We start from the raw sequence: 22,662 nt of genomic DNA, 5'->3' as shown, positions 1-22,662 counted from the left end.
CAAGCGCGATGACGACGAAGTACATTTCCCTGCAACCGGGGAAGAAGGTGTTCGTGTCCGTCCCCCCCGAAGAACAAGGCTTTGTGAAGGCGGGGGACGGGTTGGTTGAATTAAGCAGCATACAATCGCAACTTAAAGAAACCACTCGAAAACAACGAATCGCAAACATTCTTGAATATTTGCAACGACGAGGTCTCGCCGAATTAGCTGAATCCGAACTCGTTAATGTGCCAAGGTTAGAATTTGAAGTTATTATGCCGCATCCTCCATGGTATATGGGGTTTGTTCAACACACACATATATCGGTGACGTCTCAATGTAGTCGATCTAATGCACTGGGCTCAATCATTTTCGGTCATAATTCGATTCACGGGTGTGCGCGCGAAATGCGAGTTCGATTTCCGAGCGGCGGCGAAGAATTCGTCTATCATATAGCGACAAATGTAACAAATCGCGTTAATCAACCATCGGCACAGGAGTTGAACATCATATTTCAACAATTGACCACAACTGGAATCGACGTCGATCCAATAATTTACGAGTTTATCCAGCAGGGATCGGGTGACAATCTTGGCAGGCCCGTAACCAGTTACGGCGATGTTGTTGTTTGGAATCGCGACATTTGGGAGGGTTGTTATGAAGATCTTACGCGTTATAATCGATTGTTTGACCTGAATCCAGACGAGTTCTTGTCAGGATTTCCTCCAAACGCTATGGGGCTTTTCGGCGATTTTTTTGATAGCATTGCATTTAAAGCTCACGATCAGGGCGATGGCTTAAGTCTGCCCATAACGATTTATCGGATTGAAATAGTACTAAATAATATAACAATATTTGATTACGATGCCTTGGGCAACAGTTCCCTTGATCCAATTGTACTGCTGCCCAGAGACAACATTCCGCCTGTGTCCTTTAAGGACGGGATTCGGCGATATCGACTAAACACCCTTCTGCCTAGATTTTATGAGCCGTCCACGAGCAATAATAGTGATCACGCTATCAGACCGGAAATACTCGTTGGTCAAGCGTATGCGAGCCCCATCGTGCAGTCGTTTGTTAAAGAACTCGGATGTTCGTGGCTACCCAAATACGGCGATGAATGGTTCAATTTTCAAAATTTCCCTCCGTATCGCGGCGGACCGAGAAACTGGAGTTCCGAGGGAAGTATTTACTTTCTATTGAAGGTGGCCGCCGAGCATGATTTTATCAGTCGCGATGTTATTAATGCGATAGTTCGGCGAGAAGAAGTAACGTGGCCAAGAACCTACGGTTATGGCGACTTGATGGATGAATATCATGATCTCGATCGGTATATATCACCGAGAACTCTGCGTTGGGATCGACTGGGACAATTTGTATTGCCCGGTTTCCCGGCGTATACGAACGGCAACCCCGACGCCGAACCTGGCGAGGCTGGCCCGATGCACATGGGTATATTTTTGTATTGGCTGAAGCCGCCTCATGTCCCTATCGTCTCGTTTCCGGGTCATCCCTACAACGATCCCTACAACGAAGATACGTCGTTGCCTTTCGCAAAATTTGGAGACCAAATGGCGTCGTATTTTGATCCAAATGCTTCGGTAAATCGATTTTTGACAATAGGCGCCAATCAAGGCGGCAACATTGGGCGAACGGTATCTTATGCCGTATTTAATATTGTCCGCGTCAACGATATATTTTCTCACCGGCTTTGGTTTCAGCAAGCGCGTAATAATCCGTATCGCAGGACACTGATCTGGGCAGAGTATCGGCAAAGTGACGAGTATAATCGCGAGGATGGATTTGCCATGCCGTTTGGGCCGCCGCTTGAGCCGCATTTAAGGAGGCGGTGAGGATGTGTTGGCGAATGGTAATAGCCAGTTCTATGCTAATCTTGTTTGTCTGCGGCGGCTGTATTGATGCAAAAGAAAACGGTGATAAAGACGATGACGAAGGTGAAGGCGATGAGGGCGATGCAGATGGTGAGAATGTCGATGACGATGAATGGGAGGATTGCAATTACGGGATAGTGATTGGCGTAATTCGAGTGTTAAACGAACAAGCGGTCGATAAATACAATATTGAACCCGGTCCTCTGGAGAAGGTGCTTGTCCAAATAGGGGACGCCAAAGAGAATATATTGTTCTGGAGTGGATATAGTGATGAGTTGGGTATGGTGAACTACGAATTTGATGGTTTATCGTGGTCGTATCGAATGGACTTTAATTGGGTTTACGAGCCACCTAATGGGGATCCATGGTCTCGATGCTGCGGCGGCAAAATCATCCATAAAGATCTGAAGTGCGATGCGGAGAATGACGATATTGAGGTCGTGTTGTCGATCTGGTGCGATACGGAAATGTGCTAAGGGATAACAGGGACAGTCCCGAATGGCGCTAAGATAAGCCTTTTGCGTATCGGCTTCGGTGCTGGATTTCGCGGAGTTCGTGTCGGGCGTTTGTTGAGGATTTGGTAGTTTTTCGGTCGTCGTTTAAGCGTTCAGGGGTTCGGTTCGGTTAGGCCTGTCGGGGACGGGGTCGCGGCCTATTTGAAACAGCGCTTTGTTCGCGAGTAGAAAAAATTCTCCCTGCGGTCGGATCGCTGTGCGGTTGGGGAGGCCGCTTGCTCACGCGTGCGGCTCTGTTTGCAGTGCTGGCGCACGGGCGACGTGCGACTCTGTTTGCGCCGCGTGCGCTTTGCTATCCTGCGCCGTCTTTCCTTTTCGGGAGAGGGTGCATGAATCCGCTTCGATCCGCGGCGCGGCGCGCGGCGCTCCTACATCTGCTCGTATGGCTTGGCGTCCTTGCGTTGGTCGCCGCCGCCGGGTGTTCGTGCGGCGACGATGACGACGACGATGATGCCTCGCCCGACGACGACACCGCCATCGATGACGACGACACCGACGACGACGACGCCGACGACGACATCGACGATGATGACGACGCCGACGACGACGACACTTTCGATGACGACGATGCCGACGACGACACCGGCGATGACGACACCACGCCGCTTGGCGATCCGACCTACGGCTTCATCCTCCTGGACGACAATCGCGAGCACATCTCGGAGGCGCTTTCCGCCGCCGTCGAATACGGCATGGACAACGTGCAGCTCTCGCACGACATCATCATGGACATCGACGAGATCAACGAGAGCCCCGCGAAGGCCGTCGAGATCAAGGACATCGCCGATGAGGCGCACGCGCTCGGGCTTAGCGTCTGGGTGTGGGCGCACGAGTTCGCGCGCGAGTTTTATGTGTTGTGTCTCGATCCCGACGACAAGCTCTGGGAGAGGAGGCGCAAGGCGTATCGCGACGCGCTTTCCGCCGTGCCCGAGATCGACGGCGTCATCCTGATGTTCGGCAGCTCCGACGTGGAGCCGTGGTATGCCGTGTGTTTTTGCCAGTGGTGCGTGGATCAGCCGGACACCGGCAATCCGCTGCTCGATCTCATCAATTCCGATCCGCCCGCGCGCCTTAAGCAGATCTACGACGAGGTCGGCGGCGTGGTGATGGACGAGTTCGGCAAGGAGTTGCGCGTGCGTACGTTCATGCACCAGCGCGCGGAGATCGAGTGGCTGCGTGAGTCGCTTTCGACCTACGGCGATCATCGCCTCGCGGTGATGAGCAAGGACGTGCCGCAGGACTGGCAGCCGTATTATCCGGACAACCTTTTGATCGGCAACGTCGGCCACCGGCACCAGATCATCGAGATGGATCTCGGCAACGAATATTGGGGCGCCTCGCGCATCCTGAACGGCCAGGTCGATTACATCCGCTGGCGCTGGCAATACGACGTCGCCATCGGCGCGCTCGGCGCGGCGGCGCGCATCGAACGCGGCGGCAACCACGCGCTCGGCGACGCGAACGAGGTGAACCTGTTTGCGTACGCAGCCTACATGGACGACGCGGCCGCGACGCCGGACGACGTGTATCGCGCCTGGTTCGACGAACGCTACGGCATCGCCGCGAGCGACCCCGCGTCCGGCACGCTGAAGGCGATCTTCCGCAATTCGCACTTCGCCATGCGCAAGATGTATTACTCGCTCGGCATGTGGACGCTCGAAAAAGGCTCGGACGTCACCGACTCCGCGCGCTTCCCGGCGATGCTGCTCGGGCGCAACACGACGCTCTACGACGCCGTCTGGCGTCCGGTGTTCGATGCGCTCATCGTCCCCACGGTGCAGACGCTCGTCGATCTGTGGCAGGAATCGACCGAGGCGATCGAGCTGGCGGAGGACAACCTGGCCGCGCTCGAATCGATCGAGGATGCGTTCGCCGATTCGGACGATTACGACGAGCTGCACGACAAGCTCGAACTGCACCGCGACATCGCGTACGTCTGGCGCTTGCTCGACGACACCGTCTTCCGCTTCCTGCACAAGCAGTACGGCCACCCGGAGGACGACGACATCCTGGAGTGGAACGCCGATACGCTTCTCGACCTCGCGGATTCCATCGAGGCGCGCTGGGGCGCCGGGATTTCGCCGGGCAACCCGAACCGCATCCGAAACTTTGTCGTCGACCTGCGCCAGGGCTTCCCCGAACAGGTGGACTCCGAGGCGTGGGAGCCGACGACGCTCTACGATATCGAGGCTACCGACCACGGCGACGGCACGTACACGATCTCCTGGATGTCGACGAGCGGCGCGTCGTCGTTTGTCGAATGGGGCGAGCGGCTTCCCATCTACACGCACACGACGCCCGGAACGGACGAGTTGCAAACGCTGCACGAGGTTCTGATCAACCCCGGCGATCGCGAGCGCCGCCCCTTCCGCGTCGCGGGCCACGACGGCGACGGACAGCTCGTGCGGTCGGGCGATTTCTGGCTTGGCCTCGATCCCTGAAACGCATTCGACGGTACACGGAGAACACGGAGAAGACACGGAGGACACGGAGAAAAATTCTGAGCCATAAATTCTCTGTGCTCTCTGTGGCTCCCCTGTGCCCTCTGTGTACCGTCGAATGCGTCGTCAATCGTCATTGGAGTTCCCATGCCGTGGATTCAACTTTTCATCGCCGGCCTTCTCGAAACCGGCTGGGCGATCGGCCTCAAGCTGACGCACGGCTTCACGCGCCCGGTGCCGTCGGTCCTCACCGTGCTCGCGATGATCGGCAGCACGTGGCTGCTTGCGCTCGCGGTGCGTTCGATCCCCATCGGCACGGCGTACGCGGTGTGGGTCGGCATCGGCGCGACGGGCGCGGCGATCCTCGGCGTCATCGTCTTCCGCGAGCCGCTCACCTTCGCGCGCGGCTTTTTCATCGCGCTTCTCGTCGCGTCGATCGTGGGCTTGCGCCTCACCGCTCCGGAGTGATTTTTCACCGCAAAGGCGCGAAGGGTCGCAAAGACCGCAAAGAACGAAAACTTTGCGCTCTTCGCGTCTTCTTGGCGTCTTTGCGGTAAAAATAACGCCATCGATACCCGGTCAATCCGCGAAGGATGACGGAGGTATCGATGATCAAATTCACCGACACGCTGCGCGACGAATACAACCACCTGTTTTCGACGTGCGTCGTCCGCCCGGAACGCGCGCACGAAGTGGCGACGGTCGTGGAAAAAATTCAGGGTGCGCGCGCGCGATACGAGGCGGTCGCGCCCGGCGGCGCGCCGCCCTGGTTTGTGATCGGCGTCATCCACGCGATGGAGTCGGGCTTGCGTTTCGACCGGCATCTCCACAACGGCGATCCGCTCACCGCGCGCACGCGGCACGTGCCGCGCAACCGCCCGCGCGAGGGCGATCCGCCGTTCACGTGGGAGCAAAGCGCCGCGGACGCGCTCGCGATGACGGGGATGTTCGATTGGGACGATTGGTCCGTCGCCGGCGCGCTGTATCGCATCGAGGGCTACAACGGCTGGGGCTACCGGCGCTATCACCCCGGCACGCTTTCGCCGTACCTGTGGTCGTTCTCCAATCACCACACGCGCGGTCGGTACGTCGCCGACGGCCGCTTCTCGCCGACGGCCGCCTCCCGGCAGCCCGGCGCCGCCATCCTCCTCGCGCACCTCGCGGATACCGGTGCGTTGCCGGATGAGTGGCGCGAACGCCGCGACGAACGGAGCCGCGCGCGTCAGCAAGCGGCCGCCCCTTCCGTCCCGCGAGCGGGCTCCACGGAATATTGACGACGCTCTCACGGTGCCGATGGACTTGTAGGAGCGCCCCTCCAGGGCGCGATATTCAAATTTGATCCAAATCAATTTTTATTTTCTTGACGGTGCGTTTCAACGGGCGTACACGTCAAGACACTGGTGAAGGAGGCGCGCAATGTTCGAAGCTGCAAGCTGCAAGCCGCAAGCCGCAAGCCGCAAGCCGCAAGTATTCTTCTAAGGGTGATATTCGCTGCGGCGTTAGTCCTCGTGCCGCAAATTGCACCGGCGCACGAATTTCGGGCCGACGATCCGACCCCAATGGGCATGCTCAACGAAGCGGGCATCGTCGCGCGCGGCGTTGTGAAGAGCGTTGACTGGGAATACGTCGAAAATTCTCAAGGCATACGAACTCCCTATAGCATCGTTACATTGGCGGTGGCGCACGCCTATCGCGGCACGAACGAAGGGGTCGATCTGGTTTTTTACACCGGCGGCGGAAGATTGGAGAACGGTCGAAATTTTTTCATATCCGGCCAGCCGGATTATCACGCTGGCGAAGAAGTGATTGTTTTTTTGAATCCGCGCAAATATCCACTTTGGGCGACCGTTCATGGCGACGCGGGCGTGTTTCGCGTCGCCAACGGTGCCGGAAAGACGATCGTGTTCGATCACGATTGGCGGGCAATCACAGCGTTCGATTCGGCGAAGCGCAAGTCCCAAAAACAAATTCATTGCTGGACCGAAAAAACCGACAAGCGGTCTTGTGTCAAATGGGCGAGCGAGTGGGGAACATATTCAACGGAGAACGATGCCGTGCGAACCGAGGCAATGGTATTGGATGCATTTGAACTCACGATCGACGAAATGATTTCCGTCTCAAATGAATCACCCGAGAACGTCGAAATAACCAAGGATAAGTTTCTTGATGAATATAAGGCGTTCTTGCAGCCGTGACGGCGTCGCATCGCACGGGCCGTCAATTTTTGTGCGAGCCTTATCGAAGCGGACGGAGGAATAAATGAAAACGATCGGCATGATACTCGCGATCATCGCTGCCATAGTCGCAATAAATTTCCCGTCCGACGCACAAGCGTGGAATTGCTGGTGGCGAAACTGCGGATGTGTTAAATGGGAGTCTGATCCGAATTTCGAGATTATTACGAGTGTGGGTCAATACAACACGCAAGAAAGACGCGACTCAATAACAGAAATACTCGAGCGAGTCGGCCCGATCGCGGGCGTATGGATTAGTCCAACTTGGAGTACAAAGACTGCGGTGCCGAGTGACGCAAACGGGATTTCGGAAATCTGGCTTTCTACAGGTAGCAGTTCAGCTGGTTGGGCGAATTGGACAACGGACGCGAATGACGACTGTAAAATTGTCGAGGCTAATATCCACTTGAATTCCGGCATTGACTGGGTATGGGACGTTCCAAGTACGTATTATAATCCAAGCGCGACTGCTGACGGTGGCCAACGATATGCACGCATGGAACACGTCCATGAATTAGGCCACGCGATTGGTCTAAAACATGAAGATGACGTTTTGTCATATATGAATTACCGTACACCCAGTACTACGGGGCTGTTTACAAATAATCCTTCTCATGAAATGGTCGAGGCGTTGCCTAACGATAGGTTGGGATTACGCATTTTGTATTGGGATTCCTCAGACTACCTTGACGAGCGAGATTTGGCATTGGCAAATTTTTGGATAGACATATATGAAGTTATCGGTACGTGTGAGGAAGCGGAAGGTGGTTACGTTTGCGATATGGTCCGGCTTTGCTGGCCATCAAGCGGCTCAAATTATTACACGCTGTTAGGTGATACATATTGCTCTATTCCGGCAACGACAACCGGGTTGTGTCCGGGAGACAACGTAAAAATTGCCGTTGCTTCTCAAAATAAAGGCATCGTGAGCGAGACTGTAAATTTGCAATTTTGGCTTTCGACAGACGAAAACTGGAACTTTTTTCAAGACAAAAAATCTACGACGACATTTACTCAGAATATTGGCGGCAATCAGTCGCAGCTTATACATACACAATACTCGATCCCGAGTAGTGTGTCCTTGGGAGCGGAATATTACGTCATTATGCGTATCGACCCATTGCTAAACCCGTCAGAAGACAGCGTGCAGAACAACTGGATTCCGCTGCGGGGTAAAATCACGATCGCGAACAGCTGTCCGTAAACTTTGGCGCCCGTTCAAGGAGGATCGAAATTATAATGCGAGTTGTGGTAAAATCGTCCATAAAAAGAGCTTTGAATTCCGAGCTCTACCAGCGTTAATTCGAAAAGCCTTGCGGAATCGCGCTTAAGTTGGGAGGAATCGAAAATGAGTTTGACAAGTACTAGGCACGCGCGACCGTCGTTTTATGTTATGCTCCTTGCAATTACGATGTTTAGTATATATTCTTTTACGGGTGCGAATTCAGTTGAGCAGCAGCAAAAATCTCGCGAAGGCGAACCGGGCGATGTCTGCTACAGTAGTCTCTTGGGGATTTGCTACATCAACTGCGCGTACGAATTCTTTGTTTGTGTAAATGACGACTGCGGAGGTGATTTTTCAGGCGAGCAATGTGTCTTTAATGAAGAAACTGGAACGTGGCAAGGCGTCGCACCCGAATACGGCGAGTATTGCATTTGCTTTAACCATTGTGACATTGAGCTCAAGGGAGCCTGCCAAGCGGACTGCCGCGAGGAGTTTATTGACTCCTGCCCCACGTGCGACAATAAAAAGGGGGTCTACGGGAACTTGGAAGTACGCTCCGTCAAGCAGAAAGATACGCCGTATTCGTGTCAAGATCTGGAAATCGGCGAATGTTACGTCGGTTGTGAATACGATTGGTTCGACTGCGTAGAAGAGCAGTGCGATGGCAATCATGTCCTTGAGTGGTGCGTCTTTGACGATGATAGCCACGGCTGGAAAGGGGCGGAGCCGCAATATGACGAGTATTGCGATTGCGCCAATGAGGCATGTAAGCTTGATCGCATCAATTGCTTTCTCGCGTGCGATACCGATACAGAGATCCGTTGCCCTTCCTGCAACGACGGCGATCTTGACGACGACGCGACCGACGACGATTCGGCCGCCGATGACGATGACACGGGCGCGGCGGGTGACGATGACGACGACGATTCCGGCAAAAGCGCGTGCGGAGGCTGATCGATGCGGAGCATAAAAAGTGATTCGTAGTGCGCACTATACATTATTTGCGTTCGCCGTTGGGTTTGTGGTGATCGGCGCTTTGGCGGTTACGGTGACACACTCGCGGAATTCTTACGCGCACGATCAAAAAGCGCGCGGAGGCGCAGCGGGTGAAGAATGTTATAGCGTGCTTTTGGGTCCATGTTATCTCGATTGTGAATATGAATTCATTGGTTGCGTCGATGACGAATGTGGCGGCGACTATGCCGATGAACGGTGTATCTATAATGAGGATACGCAGGCGTGGGAGGGTGTCGCGCCGGAATACGATGATTATTGTTCCTGCTATTCCGTGTGTGACTTTGAGATTAAGGGCAATTGCCGTATTAATTGTCAAAACGAGCATCGTGATTTCTGCCCATCATGTAACGAAAATAAAAAATGCGGCAGCGATAATGCCGCTTCTCGTGATAGAAAGAGTAAATATTCTCCGAATGTATGTTATGAACTAGAAATTGGGGAATGCTATGTCGACGTCGAGTACCAATATTTGGATTGCTTAGACGATATGTGTGGCGGAAATTTCGTGGATGAACGATGCGTCTTCGACGAAGTGAACGGAGAGTGGGTCGGCGTCGAAGCGCAATATGACGATTACTGCAACTGTATTTCATACTGCGAGGGATACAGATATTCGAGCTACGGTGAGTGTCAACTAGATACGGAAATCGTGTGTCCTTCGTGCGGCGACGATGATTTGGACGACGATGCGACCAACGACGATTCCGCGAACGACGACGACGATACCGGTACGCCCGTTGACGATGACGATGACAACGCCGATTCCGGGGGCGCGTGCGGGTGTTGAGGTAGGTGTGCGATTCGTCGCGCCACTTTCGCGCGACTTGATATCCTTTAAATCTGTGCCATCTGCGTAATCTGCGGATTCCGTTCAAGCGGTATTGAAGCGGGCGGGCCGCCCGCGGTCCCAGGGCTGAACTGGCGTTCGGCGCTCCCAGGCGGCTTGACTTTGCGCTGACCTTCCAGCCTTCCAGTCTTTCAGACTTTCAGACTTCCAGTCTTTCAGACTTTCAGACTTTCAGTCTATTCTGCGTTTCCCATGACCATCCGCACCGACTTTCTCGTCATCGGCACCGGCATCGCCGGGCTATCGTTTGCCATCAAGGCCGCCTCGCTCGGCGAGGTCATCGTGCTCGCCAAGCGCGAGGCGGCGGATACCAACACCGCCTGGGCGCAGGGCGGCGTGGCGACGGTGGTCGCGGACGACGACGACATCGAGCTTCACGTCATCGATACGCTCAACGCGGGCGCGGGGCTTTGCCACGAGGACATCGTGCGGCTGACGGTCTCGTCCGCGCCGGATCGCATGCAGGAGCTGATCGCGTGGGGCGTGCGTTTCACGCGCGCGCATAACGGCCGAGGGACGCACGGCGGCTTCGGCGAGGATCAATACGACCTGCACCTGGAGGGCGGGCACACGCGCCGGCGCGTGTTGCACGCGGGCGACATCACGGGCGAGGAGATCCAGCGCGCCCTGCTGGCTCGCGCGCGCAACGAGCCGAACATCCGCATCGTCGAGCACCACATGGCGATCGACCTTTTGACGCGGCGCAAGCACCTGGGCGGCTCCGGGCCGGATCGCTGCCACGGCGCGTACGTTTTGAATGTCCCCACCGGCGAGGTGGAGACGATTCTCGCGCGGCACACGGCGCTCGCGACCGGCGGCTCGGGGAAGGTCTATCTGCTGACGACCAATCCCGATGTCGCGACGGGCGACGGCGTCGCCATGGCCGCGCGCGCGGGCGCGGAGATCGCGAACATGGAGTTTGTGCAGTTCCATCCCACCGTGCTTTTTCACCCGCACGCGAAAAACTTCCTCATCAGCGAGGCGGTGCGCGGCGCGGGCGCGGTGCTCGTCAACGAGGAGGGGGAAGAGTTCGTCAAGCGGCACGACCCGCGCGGGAGCCTCGCGCCGCGCGACATCGTCGCCCGCGCGATCGACCACGAGATCAAATCCTCCGGCCGGCACAACGTGTTCCTCGATTTCACGCGCGTCGCGGCCGACACGATCCGCGCGGAGTTCCCGAACATCCACGCGCGCTGCCTCGCGTTGGGCATCGACATCACGCGCGACCGCATTCCCGTCGCGCCGGCCGCGCATTACCAGTGCGGCGGCGTGCGCACGGACGACATGGCGCAGACGTCGATCCCCGGGCTGTCGGCGATCGGCGAATGCGCGTGTACGGGGTTGCACGGGGCCAATCGCCTGGCGTCGAACTCGCTGCTCGAGGGCGCGGTGTTTGCGCATCAGGCGGCGGAGTATGCTCGCGCGCACCAGCACGAGTGGCCCGCGCCGCCGGACGCGCCCGCGTGGGATATCGGCGGCGCCACGCCTTCGGACGAGGAAGTCATCGTGACGCAAAACTGGGACGAGATCCGCCGCTTCATGCAGAACTACGTGGGCATCGTGCGCACCGACCGGCGGCTCGAGCGGGCCAAGGCGCGCATCGACCTTTTGCGCCGGGAGATCAGCGAGTACTACTGGAACTTCCTGGTCACGCGCGACCTGCTGGAGCTTCGCAACATCGCCGTCGTCGCGGACTTGATCATCGTGTCGGCAATGCAGCGCAAGGAATCGCGCGGCCTGCACGACAACCTGGACTGGCCGGACACGAATCCGGCGCGGCCGGCCGCGGACACGGTGCTGCGGTATCGGTGGTAGCGGTTCAGGAAGTAGAAAACAGGAAATAAGAAATAGGTCATTGCATCACCGGGGTTTGGTTTTCCGCCATCCTGAGCGACGCCAAGGTTTCGTATCGTCGGTGCTGACGGCCACGCGGAAGCAGCGCCGTCGGTGACGGTCTATTTCCTGTTTCCTCTTTTCTATTTTCGTCCATTCGGGCGAAGCCCGAACAGCCATGTCCCAAATCAATTTCCATTTCTTGACAGGGTGCGTCAAAACGCGGAAAAGACCATCGGACAAAGTTGTCCGGCATCTGGATTTGGAATTCGCCTCAGGGAGCTCCCCGTGCCCGCCGTCCGGTTTTCGACCTTAGGTCGCAAGGAAATCGTCGCCGCCTCCGGCATCGCGCTGATCCTGTTCCTGGTCGCCCACGTCACGGGCAACAGCACGATCTATTTCGGCGCCGAGCACTTCAACGAATACGCCGAACATCTGCACGGCTTCGGCATCCTTTTGAACTACATCGAGGTCGGCCTGTTCGCGGCGTTCATCCTGCACATCGCCTCCGGCCTTTGGGTGACGGTGAAAAACCGGCAGGCGCGCCCGGTGCGTTATCAGGGCGGCAAGCAGAACAAGACGAATTTCATGAGCCGCTTCATGGCGGCCTCAGGCATCTACATGCTCGTTTTTCTGGTCATCCACCTCGTCAACTTCCGCGCCAAGCGCGGCGACGCTCTCATTTATAACCAGACCGCGGGGCTGTTCGAAAATCCGGGCTGGGCCGCCTTCTACACGTTCTCGATGCTCATCGTGGCGCTGCACGTGTCGCATGGGTTGTGGAGCTCGTTCCACACCCTTGGTTTCGGCATGGAACGCAATCGCATCTTCGGGGCGGTGCGCGTCGTGTCGGTGGCGCTCGCGACGGTGTTCGGCATCGGGTTCGGGCTCATTCCGTTCTTCGTCTACTTCACGAACTGACCGTAAGGACCGCAAGCCATGACCGCGCTCGACGCGAAGATTCCCGGCGGACCGCTCGACAGGAAGTGGGAGTGTCACAAGTTCGAGCTCAAGCTCGTCAATCCCGCCAACAAGCGGAAATTCCGCATCATCGTCGTGGGGACGGGCCTTGCCGGCGGCGCGGCGGCGGCGTCGCTTGCCGAACTGGGCTACAACGTGATGTCGTTCTGCTTTCAGGACAGCCCCCGCCGCGCGCATTCCATCGCCGCGCAGGGCGGTATCAACGCCGCGAAGAACTACCGCAATGACGGCGACTCGGTCCATCGCCTGTTCTACGACACGATCAAGGGCGGCGATTACCGCTCGCGCGAGGCCAACGTCCACCGCCTTGCCGAAGCGTCGGTCGATATCATCGACCACTGCGTGGCGATCGGCGTGCCCTTCGCGCGCGAGTACGGCGGGCTGCTCGACAACCGCAGCTTCGGTGGCGCGCAGGTTTCGCGCACCTTCTACGCGCGCGGCCAGACGGGCCAGCAGCTTCTGCTCGGCTGCTACGCGTCGATGAGCCGGCAGGTCGAGGCCGGGCGCGTCAAGGTGTTCGCGCGCCGCGAGATGCTCGATCTGGTGCTCGCCGGCGGCAAGGCGCGCGGCATCGTGTGCCGCAACCTCGTCACCGGCGCGATCGAGAGCTACGCGGCGGACGCCGTCGTGCTGGCGACCGGCGGCTACGGCAACGCGTTCTATCTTTCGACGAACGCGGTCAACAGCAACGTCACCGCGAGCTGGCGCGCGCACCGGCGCGGGGCGTATTTCGCGAATCCGTGCTTCACGCAGATCCACCCGACCTGCATTCCGGTCCACGGCGAGGGGCAATCAAAACTCACGCTGATGAGCGAGAGCCTTCGCAACGACGGGCGCGTGTGGGTGCCGAAAAACGCCGGCGACACGCGCAAGGCGTCGGACATCCCGGAGGCGGAGCGCTACTACTATCTGGAAGAGCGCTACCCGAGCTTCGGCAATCTCGTGCCGCGCGACGTGGCCAGCCGCAACGCGAAGATGGTTTGCGACGACGGCCTTGGCGTCGGCGAGAGCAAACAGGCCGTGTATCTGGACTTCCGCGACGCCATCAAGCGCGAGGGCGAGGACACAATCCGCAAGCGCTACGGCAACCTCTTCCAGATGTACGAGAAGATCACGAACGAGAATCCGTACGAGAGACCGATGCGCATCTACCCGGCCATCCACTACGCGATGGGCGGGCTGTGGGTGGACTACAACCTGATGTCCACGATCCCCGGCCTGTTCGTGCTGGGCGAAGCGAACTTCTCCGACCACGGCGCCAATCGCCTGGGCGCAAGCGCGCTGATGCAGGGCCTCGCGGACGGATTTTTCGTCATTCCCTACACGATCGGCGGCTACTTCGCGGGCGAGAAGCTCGACGCCGTTTCGACGACGGACGCCGCGTTCAAGGACGTGGAAGCCGACGTCGAGGCGCGCGTGCAGAAGTTGCTCGCCATCGGCGGCAGCCGCCCGGCGCGCGACATCCATCGCGAGCTCGGCAAGCTGCTTTGGGACCACTGCGGCATGGCGCGCAACGAAACCGGCCTGAAGATGCTGCTCGAACGCATCCCCCGGATTCGCGACGAATTCTGGCAGAACCTGAAAATCACCGGCACGGGGCAGGAGCTGAATCAGGACCTCGAGCGCGCCGGGCGCGTGGCGGACTATCTGGAATTTGCGGAGTTGCTGGCGCGCGACGCGCTGACGCGACGGGAAAGCTGCGGCGGCCACTTCCGCGAGGAAAGCCAGACGGAAGACGGCGAGGCCCGGCGCGACGACGCGAACTTCCAGTTCGTCAGCGCGTGGGAGTGGAACGGCGCGGGCAAGGAGCAGACGCTCCACAAGGAGCCGCTCGTGTTCGAGAACGTTACCCCCACGACGCGCAGCTACAAGTGAGAAGAAAGACATGAAGCTGACGCTGAAAATCTGGAGACAGGCGGGCCCGTCGCAAAAGGGCGCGTTCGAAACCTACACGGTCGACGGCGTGTCGAGCGACTGGTCGTTCCTGGAAATGCTCGATCACCTGAACGACGATCTCATCCGCAAGGGGCAGGCGCCCGTCGCGTTCGATTCCGACTGCCGCGAAGGCATCTGCGGGACGTGCGGGTGCGTCGTGAACGGCCATCCCCACGGCGGCGAGCCGGGCACCACGCTTTGCCAGCGGCACATGCGGCATTACTCCGACGGCGAGACGATCACCATCGAGCCGTGGCGCTCGGTGGCGTTTCCCGTGTTGCGCGATCTCATCGTCGATCGCGCCGCGTTCGACCGCATCATCCAGGCGGGCGGATACATCTCGGCCTCCACCGGCGGCGCGCCGGACGGCAACGCGATACCCATCGCGGCCGACGACGCGGAAGAGGCGATGGACGCGGCGGCGTGCATCGGGTGCGGGGCGTGCGTCGCCGCGTGCCCGAACGGCAGCGCCATGTTGTTCGTCAGCGCGAAGGTGTCGCACCTCGCGATGCTGCCGCAAGGCCGGCCCGAGTCCGCGCTCCGCGTGAAGAACATGGTCGAGCGCATGGACGAAATGGGGTTCGGCGGCTGCTCGAACCATCGCGAGTGCGAGGCCTACTGCCCCAAGGAGATCCCGATCCGCCACATCGCGCGCATGAACAAGGAATTCCGCAAAGCCTGGTTCGCCGAGCGGCGGTAGGCGATTTCTCCCGGGCGCGGCCGGCCACGCCTTGGCAAATTCCGCGGAAATCGGAGATGCCGGGGCGGTATCAACCGCGCACTCCGTCCCGCTTGGAGCGGGACTCCGTTTGCGGCCCTGACGGAGGGGCCCCTGACGGGCGGCGGTATCAACCGCGCACTCCGTCCCGCTTGGAGCGGGACTCCGTTTGCGGCCCTGACGGAGGGGCCCCTGACGGGCGGCGGTATCGACCGCGCACTCCGTCCCGCTCGGAGCGGGACTCCGTTTGCGGCCCTGACGGAGTAGCCCTGACGGGCGGGGCGCCTGACGCAATCCCCTACTGCAAATAGCCCAGTGAACGCAGGCGCTCGATCGTCGCGGGATCGAGTTCGATGTCGTGCGCGCGCTCGGTTTCCATGAGGCTTTTGTTCGCGTCGGCCAGGGCGGATTCCAGCTCGGGCGCGGCGCCGGGCGCGTAGAGGTTGAGGCGTTCGAGCGGATCGTCCGCGAGGTCGTAGTACTCCCAACCGCGGCGATAGAACTCGAGCGCGGGGTCGGGGGGCTCGTAAGGCTCGATCAATTTTGCGCCCGGCGAGCGCGCGGCGAATCGGTGCGTGCCGCGGGCCTTGAGCTCCCAGGCGAACTGCGTCTCGGCGAGGATCGGCGACATGTCGATCATGTCGTCGATCGCCGCCGCCACGCCGCCGGCGCGGCAATCCAGCATCGGGTTGTCCTTGCTCGGGCCGTTCGCGGTTTTCAGGATCAGGTCGGCGATCGCCGTCAGCGGCGCGGCCTTCCCGGCAAGGCGCGCCGGCCCGCACGCGCCGCGCGGCAGCTTGACGATGAGCGGCACGCGCAGGCTTTCCTCGTACAGATACTGCGAATGTCCCCAGGAGCCGTGGTCGTAGAATTCCTCTCCGTGATCGGACGTCACGATGATGAGCGTGTTATCCCAGCGCCGCTCGTCGCGGAGTTTCTTGAACAGGCGGCCGAGGACGTCATCGACGTAGGCGAGCGTCTCGTCGTATCGGTCGAGCGCGACTTTCGCGACCCAATGGGGGTGCTCGTTCGCGTAATTGAGAAAAGCGCCGAAGTCGACCGATTGCGGGGACACGAGCATCGGCGAGGCCGGGCCAAAGCGCGTGTAGTACTCCGGCGGCGGGTGGTACGGGTAGTGCATGTCGAACAGGTGCAGGAACAGGAATGACGGCTGCCTCGATGCGAGAAACCAGTGCATGGCGTCGATCGCGGTGTCGGCGGCGAGACGACGATCGCGGAAGCGGAATGTGTCGAATCCGCGGTCAAAGCCGAATCTCCGCGAGACGAGAATGCCGGTGACGAACGCGCCGGTCCGATAGCCTCTCTGGAGCAGGCGCTCGGGAAACACGCGCATGTCCGGCGGCAAAGGGCGATCGGGTTCCACCGCGCCGTGCTCGTAGGGCAGAAGGCCGGTGAACATCGAGGCGTGCGAGGGCAGCGTCCAGGGAGCGTGCGCGATCGCCTGCTCGAACATCACGCCTTCGCGGGCCAGGCGGTCGATGTTCGGAGAGGTCTTGCGTTCGTTGCCGTAGATCGACAATCGGTCGGCGCGCAGTGTGTCGATGCTGACGAGAACGATATCGGGCGATCCGGGCACCGGCGTCCTTGCCGGGGCGCCGAGAAAAAAGCCGAACCCGGCGACGGTCAGAAACGCGAGCGATGTCACCACGCGCGAGGGCCGCTTCGAGGGAACGGGCGCGGCCGGCCCGCGCGCGCGGCGCGCCACGTACCACGCCGCGAACAGCGTCGCGAGCGCGATGAGGCCGACGATCGTTACGCGGGCGGCGATCCGGGCAAAGGGGTCGTCCTCCTGCCCGAGCCACACGATGGAGCGCAGGATCTGCGGGAGCGATCCCCAGCGCAGCATGAAACGCACCGCCACGAGCGCGCCCTGCGCGGCGACAATCGTGCGCAGGATTGCGATGAACACGACGATCGGCACGATGATGGCCGCGACGGCGGCCAGCCGGGCGCGGTATCGCCCGCCAAGCGCGCGTGAGCAGAGGACGAGCAGGGCGTTCCAGAAACCGGCCAGCGCGCCATGGCGCAGCGCCGCGCCAATGGGCGCCTTGAGCGAGGCGTAAAAAACCGCGTCAAGATCGCGGGAGAGGTAGTCGTACGGCCAGACGTTCAGAAGGCCGGTCGCGAGGCCGAGCGCGCCGAATACCGCCACGGTCATGAGGCTAACGTTGAAAAACCTCCAGAGCGCGAACGCGACGCGCTCGGCGCGCGTGGGCGCGGGGGAGGCGACGGCGACGGAAATGCGATCGTCGGCGGTTGAATCGGTGTTCAAGTTGGCGGCGTCTTCATGTCGGAAACGAGGCCAACATACGTTGCGCGGGCGGGCGAAATCAAGGCGGGGCCGAGCGGCGCGAAGGGCGCGGCCGGGCGCACGAGACGCGCAGGGAACGGAGCGTGTATCCGAAAACGGCGGATTATGCTAGCCTTGGGAAATGAAAATCGATACCCAAGACCGTATTGACGAAAACGTCCCGGAAAAACTCCCCCGGCTCGCGCAAACGCGAAAGATGCTTCTGCGCCGGGCCGCGGCCTTCAAAACGCGATCGTCCGCGGACGCTCCCACGGAATCAGACGCGCTCCGGCTGCTCCGGGGCACGGTCCGTCTTCAGCACGACTGCGGGCGCAAGCTTCTTCCCCAGGGCGAGGTTTTGCCGCGCGAGATGATCGACACCTACGTGGAATGCTCCGCGGCGGCGACCGAGGCCCTCGGCGCGTTCGCGCTCCGGCTGACATCGGGAGGCGAGCGAACGGTCTAGCGGCCCGCGCCGCCTCCTAACGCGCGTCGTTCGCCGGATCAAGGCGCGCGGTTTTGACACACGTCCCGCGCACCCCTAGCATTCCCGGCCATGAAAAAGCTTGTTCTGGCCCTTACAGTCGTAGTCGCCGCGCTGACGGCGGCGGTGGTGTTTCGGTACGCGCGGCCGCGCGCGCCGATGAGCCGTCCGCACATCGTTTTGATCATCGTCGATACGCTGCGCGCGGATCGCATGGGAGCGTACGGCTATACGCGGCCGACCTCGCCCGTTTTCGACAGGCTCGCGTCCGAATCGCTCGTTTTTGACAACGCGTTCGCGCCAAGTTCCTGGACGGTGCCGAGCGTGGCGACGATGTTCACGGGTCTTTGGCCGCGCGAGCACGGCGTCACGGAAGGCTTGCAGTTCATGGGCAAGGTGAGCTTTCAGCACCAGCTCCCCGAGGCGTACGAGACGATCGCCGAGCGCCTCGCCGGCGCCGGCTACGAGACGTACGGATATTCCACGAACGCGCACATCACGCGGCAGACGGGTTTCGGCCAGGGATTCACGCACTTCGAGAGTCCGGCGACCGCGAACGCGGAGATGATCGAGCAGCTCATCCGCGAGGACTTCACGTCCCTGTCCGAGCGGGAAAAAGACGGGCAACCGTATTTCGTCTTCATGCACTTTTTCGATCCGCATGCACCCTACATCGTGCGTGAGCCGCAAATCACCGCTGTTGCGCCCGGCTTCGACAACGAGGCGTTTTTGTCGGTGAACGCGGATCACGGCGACGTGCAACTCGGCCTGGCGGACGACTACTTCGACCGGCCGGAGAACGCGAAGCAGCTTGCCGCGCTTTCGGACGCGTACGACTCGGAGATCGCCGCCACCGACGAGGTGATCGGCCGCATCCTCGCCGATCTGCCGGGCGCGGATCGCGCGGCGATCGTCTTTGTCTCGGACCATGGCGAGGGTTTCAACGACCACGGCAACATGTTGCACGGCTTCGATCTCTACAACGAAACCGTGCGCGTCCCGCTGTTGGTCCACGTACCGGAGCAAGGCGGCGAGGCGATCCCGGCGCGGCGTGTCACGGAGCCGGTCGCGCTCGTCGACGTGTTGCCGACGCTTCTTACGCTCGGAAAGGCGCCGCTTCCGCCGAACGTGCCGGGCGTGGACCTGCGCGGAAACATTCCCACCGGCCGCGCGTTCCCCCTGCATTTGAAGCGCGGACCGATCGAGGCGCACGGAGCGATCGCCTGGCCGTACAAGCTCATCCACGACACGTTTCGGAGCACCCGCGAGATGTACGACCTTGCGGCCGATCCCGGCGAGCGCACGAATCTGCTGCCGGATACATCGCCGCCGGAAGATCTCGCGGCCGCGGCCGACGCCGCCGCGACGCTCGCTCCGATCGTGACACCGCAGCTCATCGAAAATCCGGAGGTCACTGATCCGGAGCAACTGCGTTCGCTGGGGTATTTGACGGGGCCGGGCGCCACGCCAGCGCCGGAAACACCGGTGTCGTGGGTTGTCGAGCTCGACATTTGCCCGGCGGTCGAAAAGATCGAGGCGGATTGCGGCGCGAAGCCGGAGGCCGAACGGATCCTGTGCGTCGATAGCGCGCTTGACGGGCTCAAGGCCGAGCGTTGCGCGAAGGCCTCGAATTTCAATTACCGCAAGAAATGCGAATTCATGCGCCTTGCGACGGTGAAACGGCTGTGCGCGGGGGCAGGAAACGGAAAGTAGGAAATAGGAAATAGGAAAGAGGAAAGAGGCGCCATCGCGTCGGCTCCGCGACGACGAAGCGATCGTCGACGGAAAATGCGGCGCGCCTTCACGAAAGCGACGGGCACCATCGCCGCCGGCGCGCCCACGCGGCACGTTGCGATGCGCTGTTTTCTATCTCCTATTTCCTATTTCCTATTTCTTACTTCCGTGTTACGACCTTGGCCGAAAATACAGCCAGGATCACGGCCCGCGCGCGGGCGCGGTTTTCGCGATTCCATTGACCAGGCCATGAGGAGGGAAATCATGCGGTCGAAATTCACGGCGGCGGCGATATGCGCCGCGCTGACGCTCGTGTTCGCAACGGGCGCCCATGCGACGTTCTGGACCGAGCAGCACCAACTGACGGGGTTCGCGGATTACGGATCGATCACGAAAATGTATCCGCAGTCGGAGTCGACCTTCGTCGGTGTCGGCGAGGCCTTTATCGCGCCGTCGCTCATCACGGCGAAGTTCCTGATGAAATCGGTGGATAGCGGCGTGACGCTGACCTATCCGTTCGAGGTGAATCAGTTCCCGGGTCCGGACTTCGGGTGCCGCGCGTACCTTTACGTACGCGACACGCATTTCTTCGACGCGAACAACGGCCTGGCCTTCGGTTCCTGGGGCAACGGCTACACGGGATGCAGTCTTTTCGATCTCAACGCTCCGTACCCGTACATCGCGAACACGGCGACCGGCGGCGGCGACTACACGACCGAATGGACGCCGATCGCGCTGACGGGCGCGCCGCAATCCGCGACGCTGACGGCGGCGGGATTCGCGGATACGAACCTCGGCGTGGCGGCGGGCGAGTTCGACAACCTCTGGATCACCGGCAATGGCGGCACGAGCTGGTCGCTGATGGCGCCGGCGCTGGTTTCCGACGAATCGACGGCGACAAGCGTGTCGGTCGTCGATAATCAGACCTTCTTCATATCGTTCGAGACGCATGACGAATACGTCGAATTCGAGGACGTGCAAGGCGTCAACGGCGAGATCATCCGCACGGATAACGGCGGCGCGTCCTGGAACATCATCGCCTCCGACGGGCCGCGCGGTATCCGCAAGGTTCAATTCCTGGATGCGAATACGGGCTGGTACCTGGCGTCGAGCCTGTTCTCGGCGTCGTTCTCGCTGAATTACACCACCAATGGCGGCGCGACGTGGGACGAGGCAACGATGCCGTCGGTGCCGGGCATCGGCGATCCCAATTCGTTCTACCTGATCGCGGATTTCCAGATGCTGAATCCGCAGGTCGGCTGGGGTGTCGGTTTCTCCTACAGCAACCAGGCCGTCATCGTCAAAACGGAAGACGGCGGGCAGACGTGGCAAGCGGACGACTACAGCGGCGCGGGCGCGCTGCTTTCGGTCGGCTTCTTCGACGGGCGAAACGGCTACGCGGGCGGGGCGGATCTTCTGGTCCTCAAGTTCTTCAACACGTCGAACACCGAGCCGGTCGCGGACGCGGGCGACGACGCCACCGTGCCGATCGGCACCGTGGTCAATCTGGACGGCACCGGCTCGTTCGATCCGGATAGCGATCCATTGACCTTTATCTGGGATCAACTGTCCGGCCCGGAGACGGTGATTCTGTCGGATGCGACCGCCGCGGCGCCGAGCTTCACCGCGCTTCTGTCCGGAACGTACGAATTCGAGCTTGTCGTGTCCGACGGCATCGACAGCTCGGCGCCGGATACGGTGTCGATCACGGTCGAGGGCCCGGACGGGGACGATGACGACACGGACGACGACGACGCGGACGACGACGACAGCGACGACGATGACGCGGATGACGATGACGCGGCGACCGACGACGATGACGATGACGATGACGATGACGACGATGACGACGACGGCTGCTGCGGCTGCTGATCGAAGGATCTGACGCAAGAATGATGCGCCCGCGGGTTTGTCGCCCGCGGGCGTTTTGCCATTCATGAACGATTTCCACACGACGTCGCGAGACTCTCCGGCCGGCGCGACGGCGCGTGTCACGGCGCGTGTCCTGGCGCGCGGCGGCATCGCACGCGTGTTTTTCGGCGGCTTCGCGGTCCTTGCCACCGTCGGCTTCGCCGCGCGCGGGCTCGCGCTCATCGACGACGCGTACATCACGCTCGTCTACGCGCGAAATCTCGGCGAGGGGATCGGGCCGGTTTTCAATGCGGGCGAGCGCGTGGAAGGCTGCACGGCGTTTTTGCAGATGCTATTGCTCGCGCCGTTCGCGATGCTCGGCCTGGACCTTCGCGTCGTGACCGTCGTTGTCTCACTCGCGGCGCTCGCGCTTGTCGCGACGCTCGTACGCGCGCGCATTCTCGCGGATCCTTCGACCGATGCTAAGGCGACGGAGGTCGACCGGCGCGCGGCGGATTTCGCGTTTGTCGCGGTGATCGCGAATCCGGCCCTGGTGCATTACGCGCTGTCGGGCATGGAGACGATGTGGTACGCGGCGGCGGTGCTTCTGGCCGTGCTCATGGCGGAGCGCGACGAGGACGCGACGCCGGCCGCCGCGGCGGTGA

General features: G+C 60.5%; 18 protein-coding genes. 17 read left to right on the top strand and 1 reads right to left on the bottom strand.

Translation table 11 applies throughout. The features are described 5' to 3' along the window. Positions 1-8: 8 nt before the first annotated feature. The 13 genes from K8I61_02175 to K8I61_02115 all read left to right on the top strand — a co-directional run bounded on the left by K8I61_02175 (position 9) and on the right by K8I61_02115 (position 15,599). Positions 9-1,832: a hypothetical protein gene (locus K8I61_02175; GenBank protein ID MBZ0270815.1), complete on the top strand. Its 1,824-nt coding sequence runs from the start codon at positions 9-11 to the stop codon at positions 1,830-1,832. Positions 1,833-1,846: 14 nt separating this feature from the next. Next, complete coding sequence (locus K8I61_02170; protein MBZ0270814.1) at positions 1,847-2,347, top strand: hypothetical protein; 501 nt, start codon at positions 1,847-1,849, stop codon at positions 2,345-2,347. 368 nt (positions 2,348-2,715) lie between these two features. After that, on the top strand, positions 2,716-4,827 hold the full coding sequence (locus K8I61_02165) for a hypothetical protein (protein ID MBZ0270813.1): 2,112 nt from the start codon (positions 2,716-2,718) through the stop codon (positions 4,825-4,827). A 147-nt stretch (positions 4,828-4,974) separates the two neighbouring features. Then, on the top strand, positions 4,975-5,295 hold the full coding sequence (locus tag K8I61_02160) for a multidrug efflux SMR transporter (GenBank protein ID MBZ0270812.1): 321 nt from the start codon (positions 4,975-4,977) through the stop codon (positions 5,293-5,295). A gap of 140 nt (positions 5,296-5,435) precedes the next feature. Further along, on the top strand, positions 5,436-6,101 hold the full coding sequence (locus tag K8I61_02155; GenBank protein MBZ0270811.1) for a peptidoglycan-binding protein: 666 nt from the start codon (positions 5,436-5,438) through the stop codon (positions 6,099-6,101). A 126-nt stretch (positions 6,102-6,227) separates the two neighbouring features. Continuing rightward, a complete protein-coding gene (locus K8I61_02150; GenBank protein ID MBZ0270810.1) occupies positions 6,228-7,022 on the top strand; it encodes a hypothetical protein in 795 nt (264 codons plus the stop codon). A 64-nt stretch (positions 7,023-7,086) separates the two neighbouring features. After that, positions 7,087-8,265: a hypothetical protein gene (locus K8I61_02145; protein ID MBZ0270809.1), complete on the top strand. Its 1,179-nt coding sequence runs from the start codon at positions 7,087-7,089 to the stop codon at positions 8,263-8,265. A 564-nt stretch (positions 8,266-8,829) separates the two neighbouring features. After that, positions 8,830-9,240: a hypothetical protein gene (locus tag K8I61_02140; GenBank protein ID MBZ0270808.1), complete on the top strand. Its 411-nt coding sequence runs from the start codon at positions 8,830-8,832 to the stop codon at positions 9,238-9,240. 568 nt (positions 9,241-9,808) lie between these two features. After that, positions 9,809-10,090, top strand: a complete 282-nt coding sequence (locus tag K8I61_02135; protein ID MBZ0270807.1) for a hypothetical protein — start codon at positions 9,809-9,811, stop codon at positions 10,088-10,090. 252 nt (positions 10,091-10,342) lie between these two features. Beyond that, positions 10,343-11,965, top strand: a complete 1,623-nt coding sequence (gene nadB, locus K8I61_02130; GenBank protein ID MBZ0270806.1) for an L-aspartate oxidase — start codon at positions 10,343-10,345, stop codon at positions 11,963-11,965. 306 nt (positions 11,966-12,271) lie between these two features. Continuing rightward, positions 12,272-12,904 (top strand): succinate dehydrogenase cytochrome b subunit, encoded by a 633-nt coding sequence (locus K8I61_02125; protein MBZ0270805.1) that lies wholly within the window; start codon positions 12,272-12,274, stop codon positions 12,902-12,904. 18 nt (positions 12,905-12,922) lie between these two features. Beyond that, a complete protein-coding gene (locus tag K8I61_02120) occupies positions 12,923-14,839 on the top strand; it encodes a fumarate reductase/succinate dehydrogenase flavoprotein subunit (GenBank protein MBZ0270804.1) in 1,917 nt (638 codons plus the stop codon). Positions 14,840-14,849: 10 nt separating this feature from the next. Continuing rightward, the gene (locus K8I61_02115) at positions 14,850-15,599 is read left to right on the top strand and encodes a succinate dehydrogenase/fumarate reductase iron-sulfur subunit (protein ID MBZ0270803.1); all 750 of its coding nucleotides are present in this window, start codon (positions 14,850-14,852) and stop codon (positions 15,597-15,599) included. A gap of 316 nt (positions 15,600-15,915) precedes the next feature. On the opposite strand, the gene K8I61_02110 is transcribed toward K8I61_02115, so the two are convergent. Continuing rightward, positions 15,916-17,910, bottom strand: coding sequence for a sulfatase (locus K8I61_02110; protein ID MBZ0270802.1), 1,995 nt, complete (start codon positions 17,908-17,910; stop codon positions 15,916-15,918). Between the two features lie 160 nt (positions 17,911-18,070). Here K8I61_02110 and K8I61_02105 point away from each other — a divergent pair, with 160 nt between their 5' ends. The 4 genes from K8I61_02105 to K8I61_02090 all read left to right on the top strand — a co-directional run. Next, complete coding sequence (locus tag K8I61_02105; protein MBZ0270801.1) at positions 18,071-18,394, top strand: hypothetical protein; 324 nt, start codon at positions 18,071-18,073, stop codon at positions 18,392-18,394. Between the two features lie 90 nt (positions 18,395-18,484). After that, positions 18,485-20,125 carry a sulfatase-like hydrolase/transferase gene (locus K8I61_02100; protein ID MBZ0270800.1) on the top strand — a complete coding sequence of 547 codons (1,641 nt, stop codon included), beginning with the start codon at positions 18,485-18,487 and terminating at the stop codon, positions 20,123-20,125. Between the two features lie 285 nt (positions 20,126-20,410). Beyond that, positions 20,411-22,018 carry a hypothetical protein gene (locus K8I61_02095; GenBank protein ID MBZ0270799.1) on the top strand — a complete coding sequence of 536 codons (1,608 nt, stop codon included), beginning with the start codon at positions 20,411-20,413 and terminating at the stop codon, positions 22,016-22,018. A gap of 64 nt (positions 22,019-22,082) precedes the next feature. Beyond that, positions 22,083-22,662: hypothetical protein (locus tag K8I61_02090; GenBank protein ID MBZ0270798.1), on the top strand; the 580-nt coding region annotated here is incomplete at its 3' end.

The organism is bacterium, from assembly GCA_019912885.1.
Lineage (GTDB): Bacteria > Lernaellota > Lernaellaia > JACKCT01 > JACKCT01 > JAIOHV01.
The sequence above is the reverse complement of the archived record's forward strand: the minus strand, read 5'-3'. Positions and strand labels throughout refer to the sequence as shown.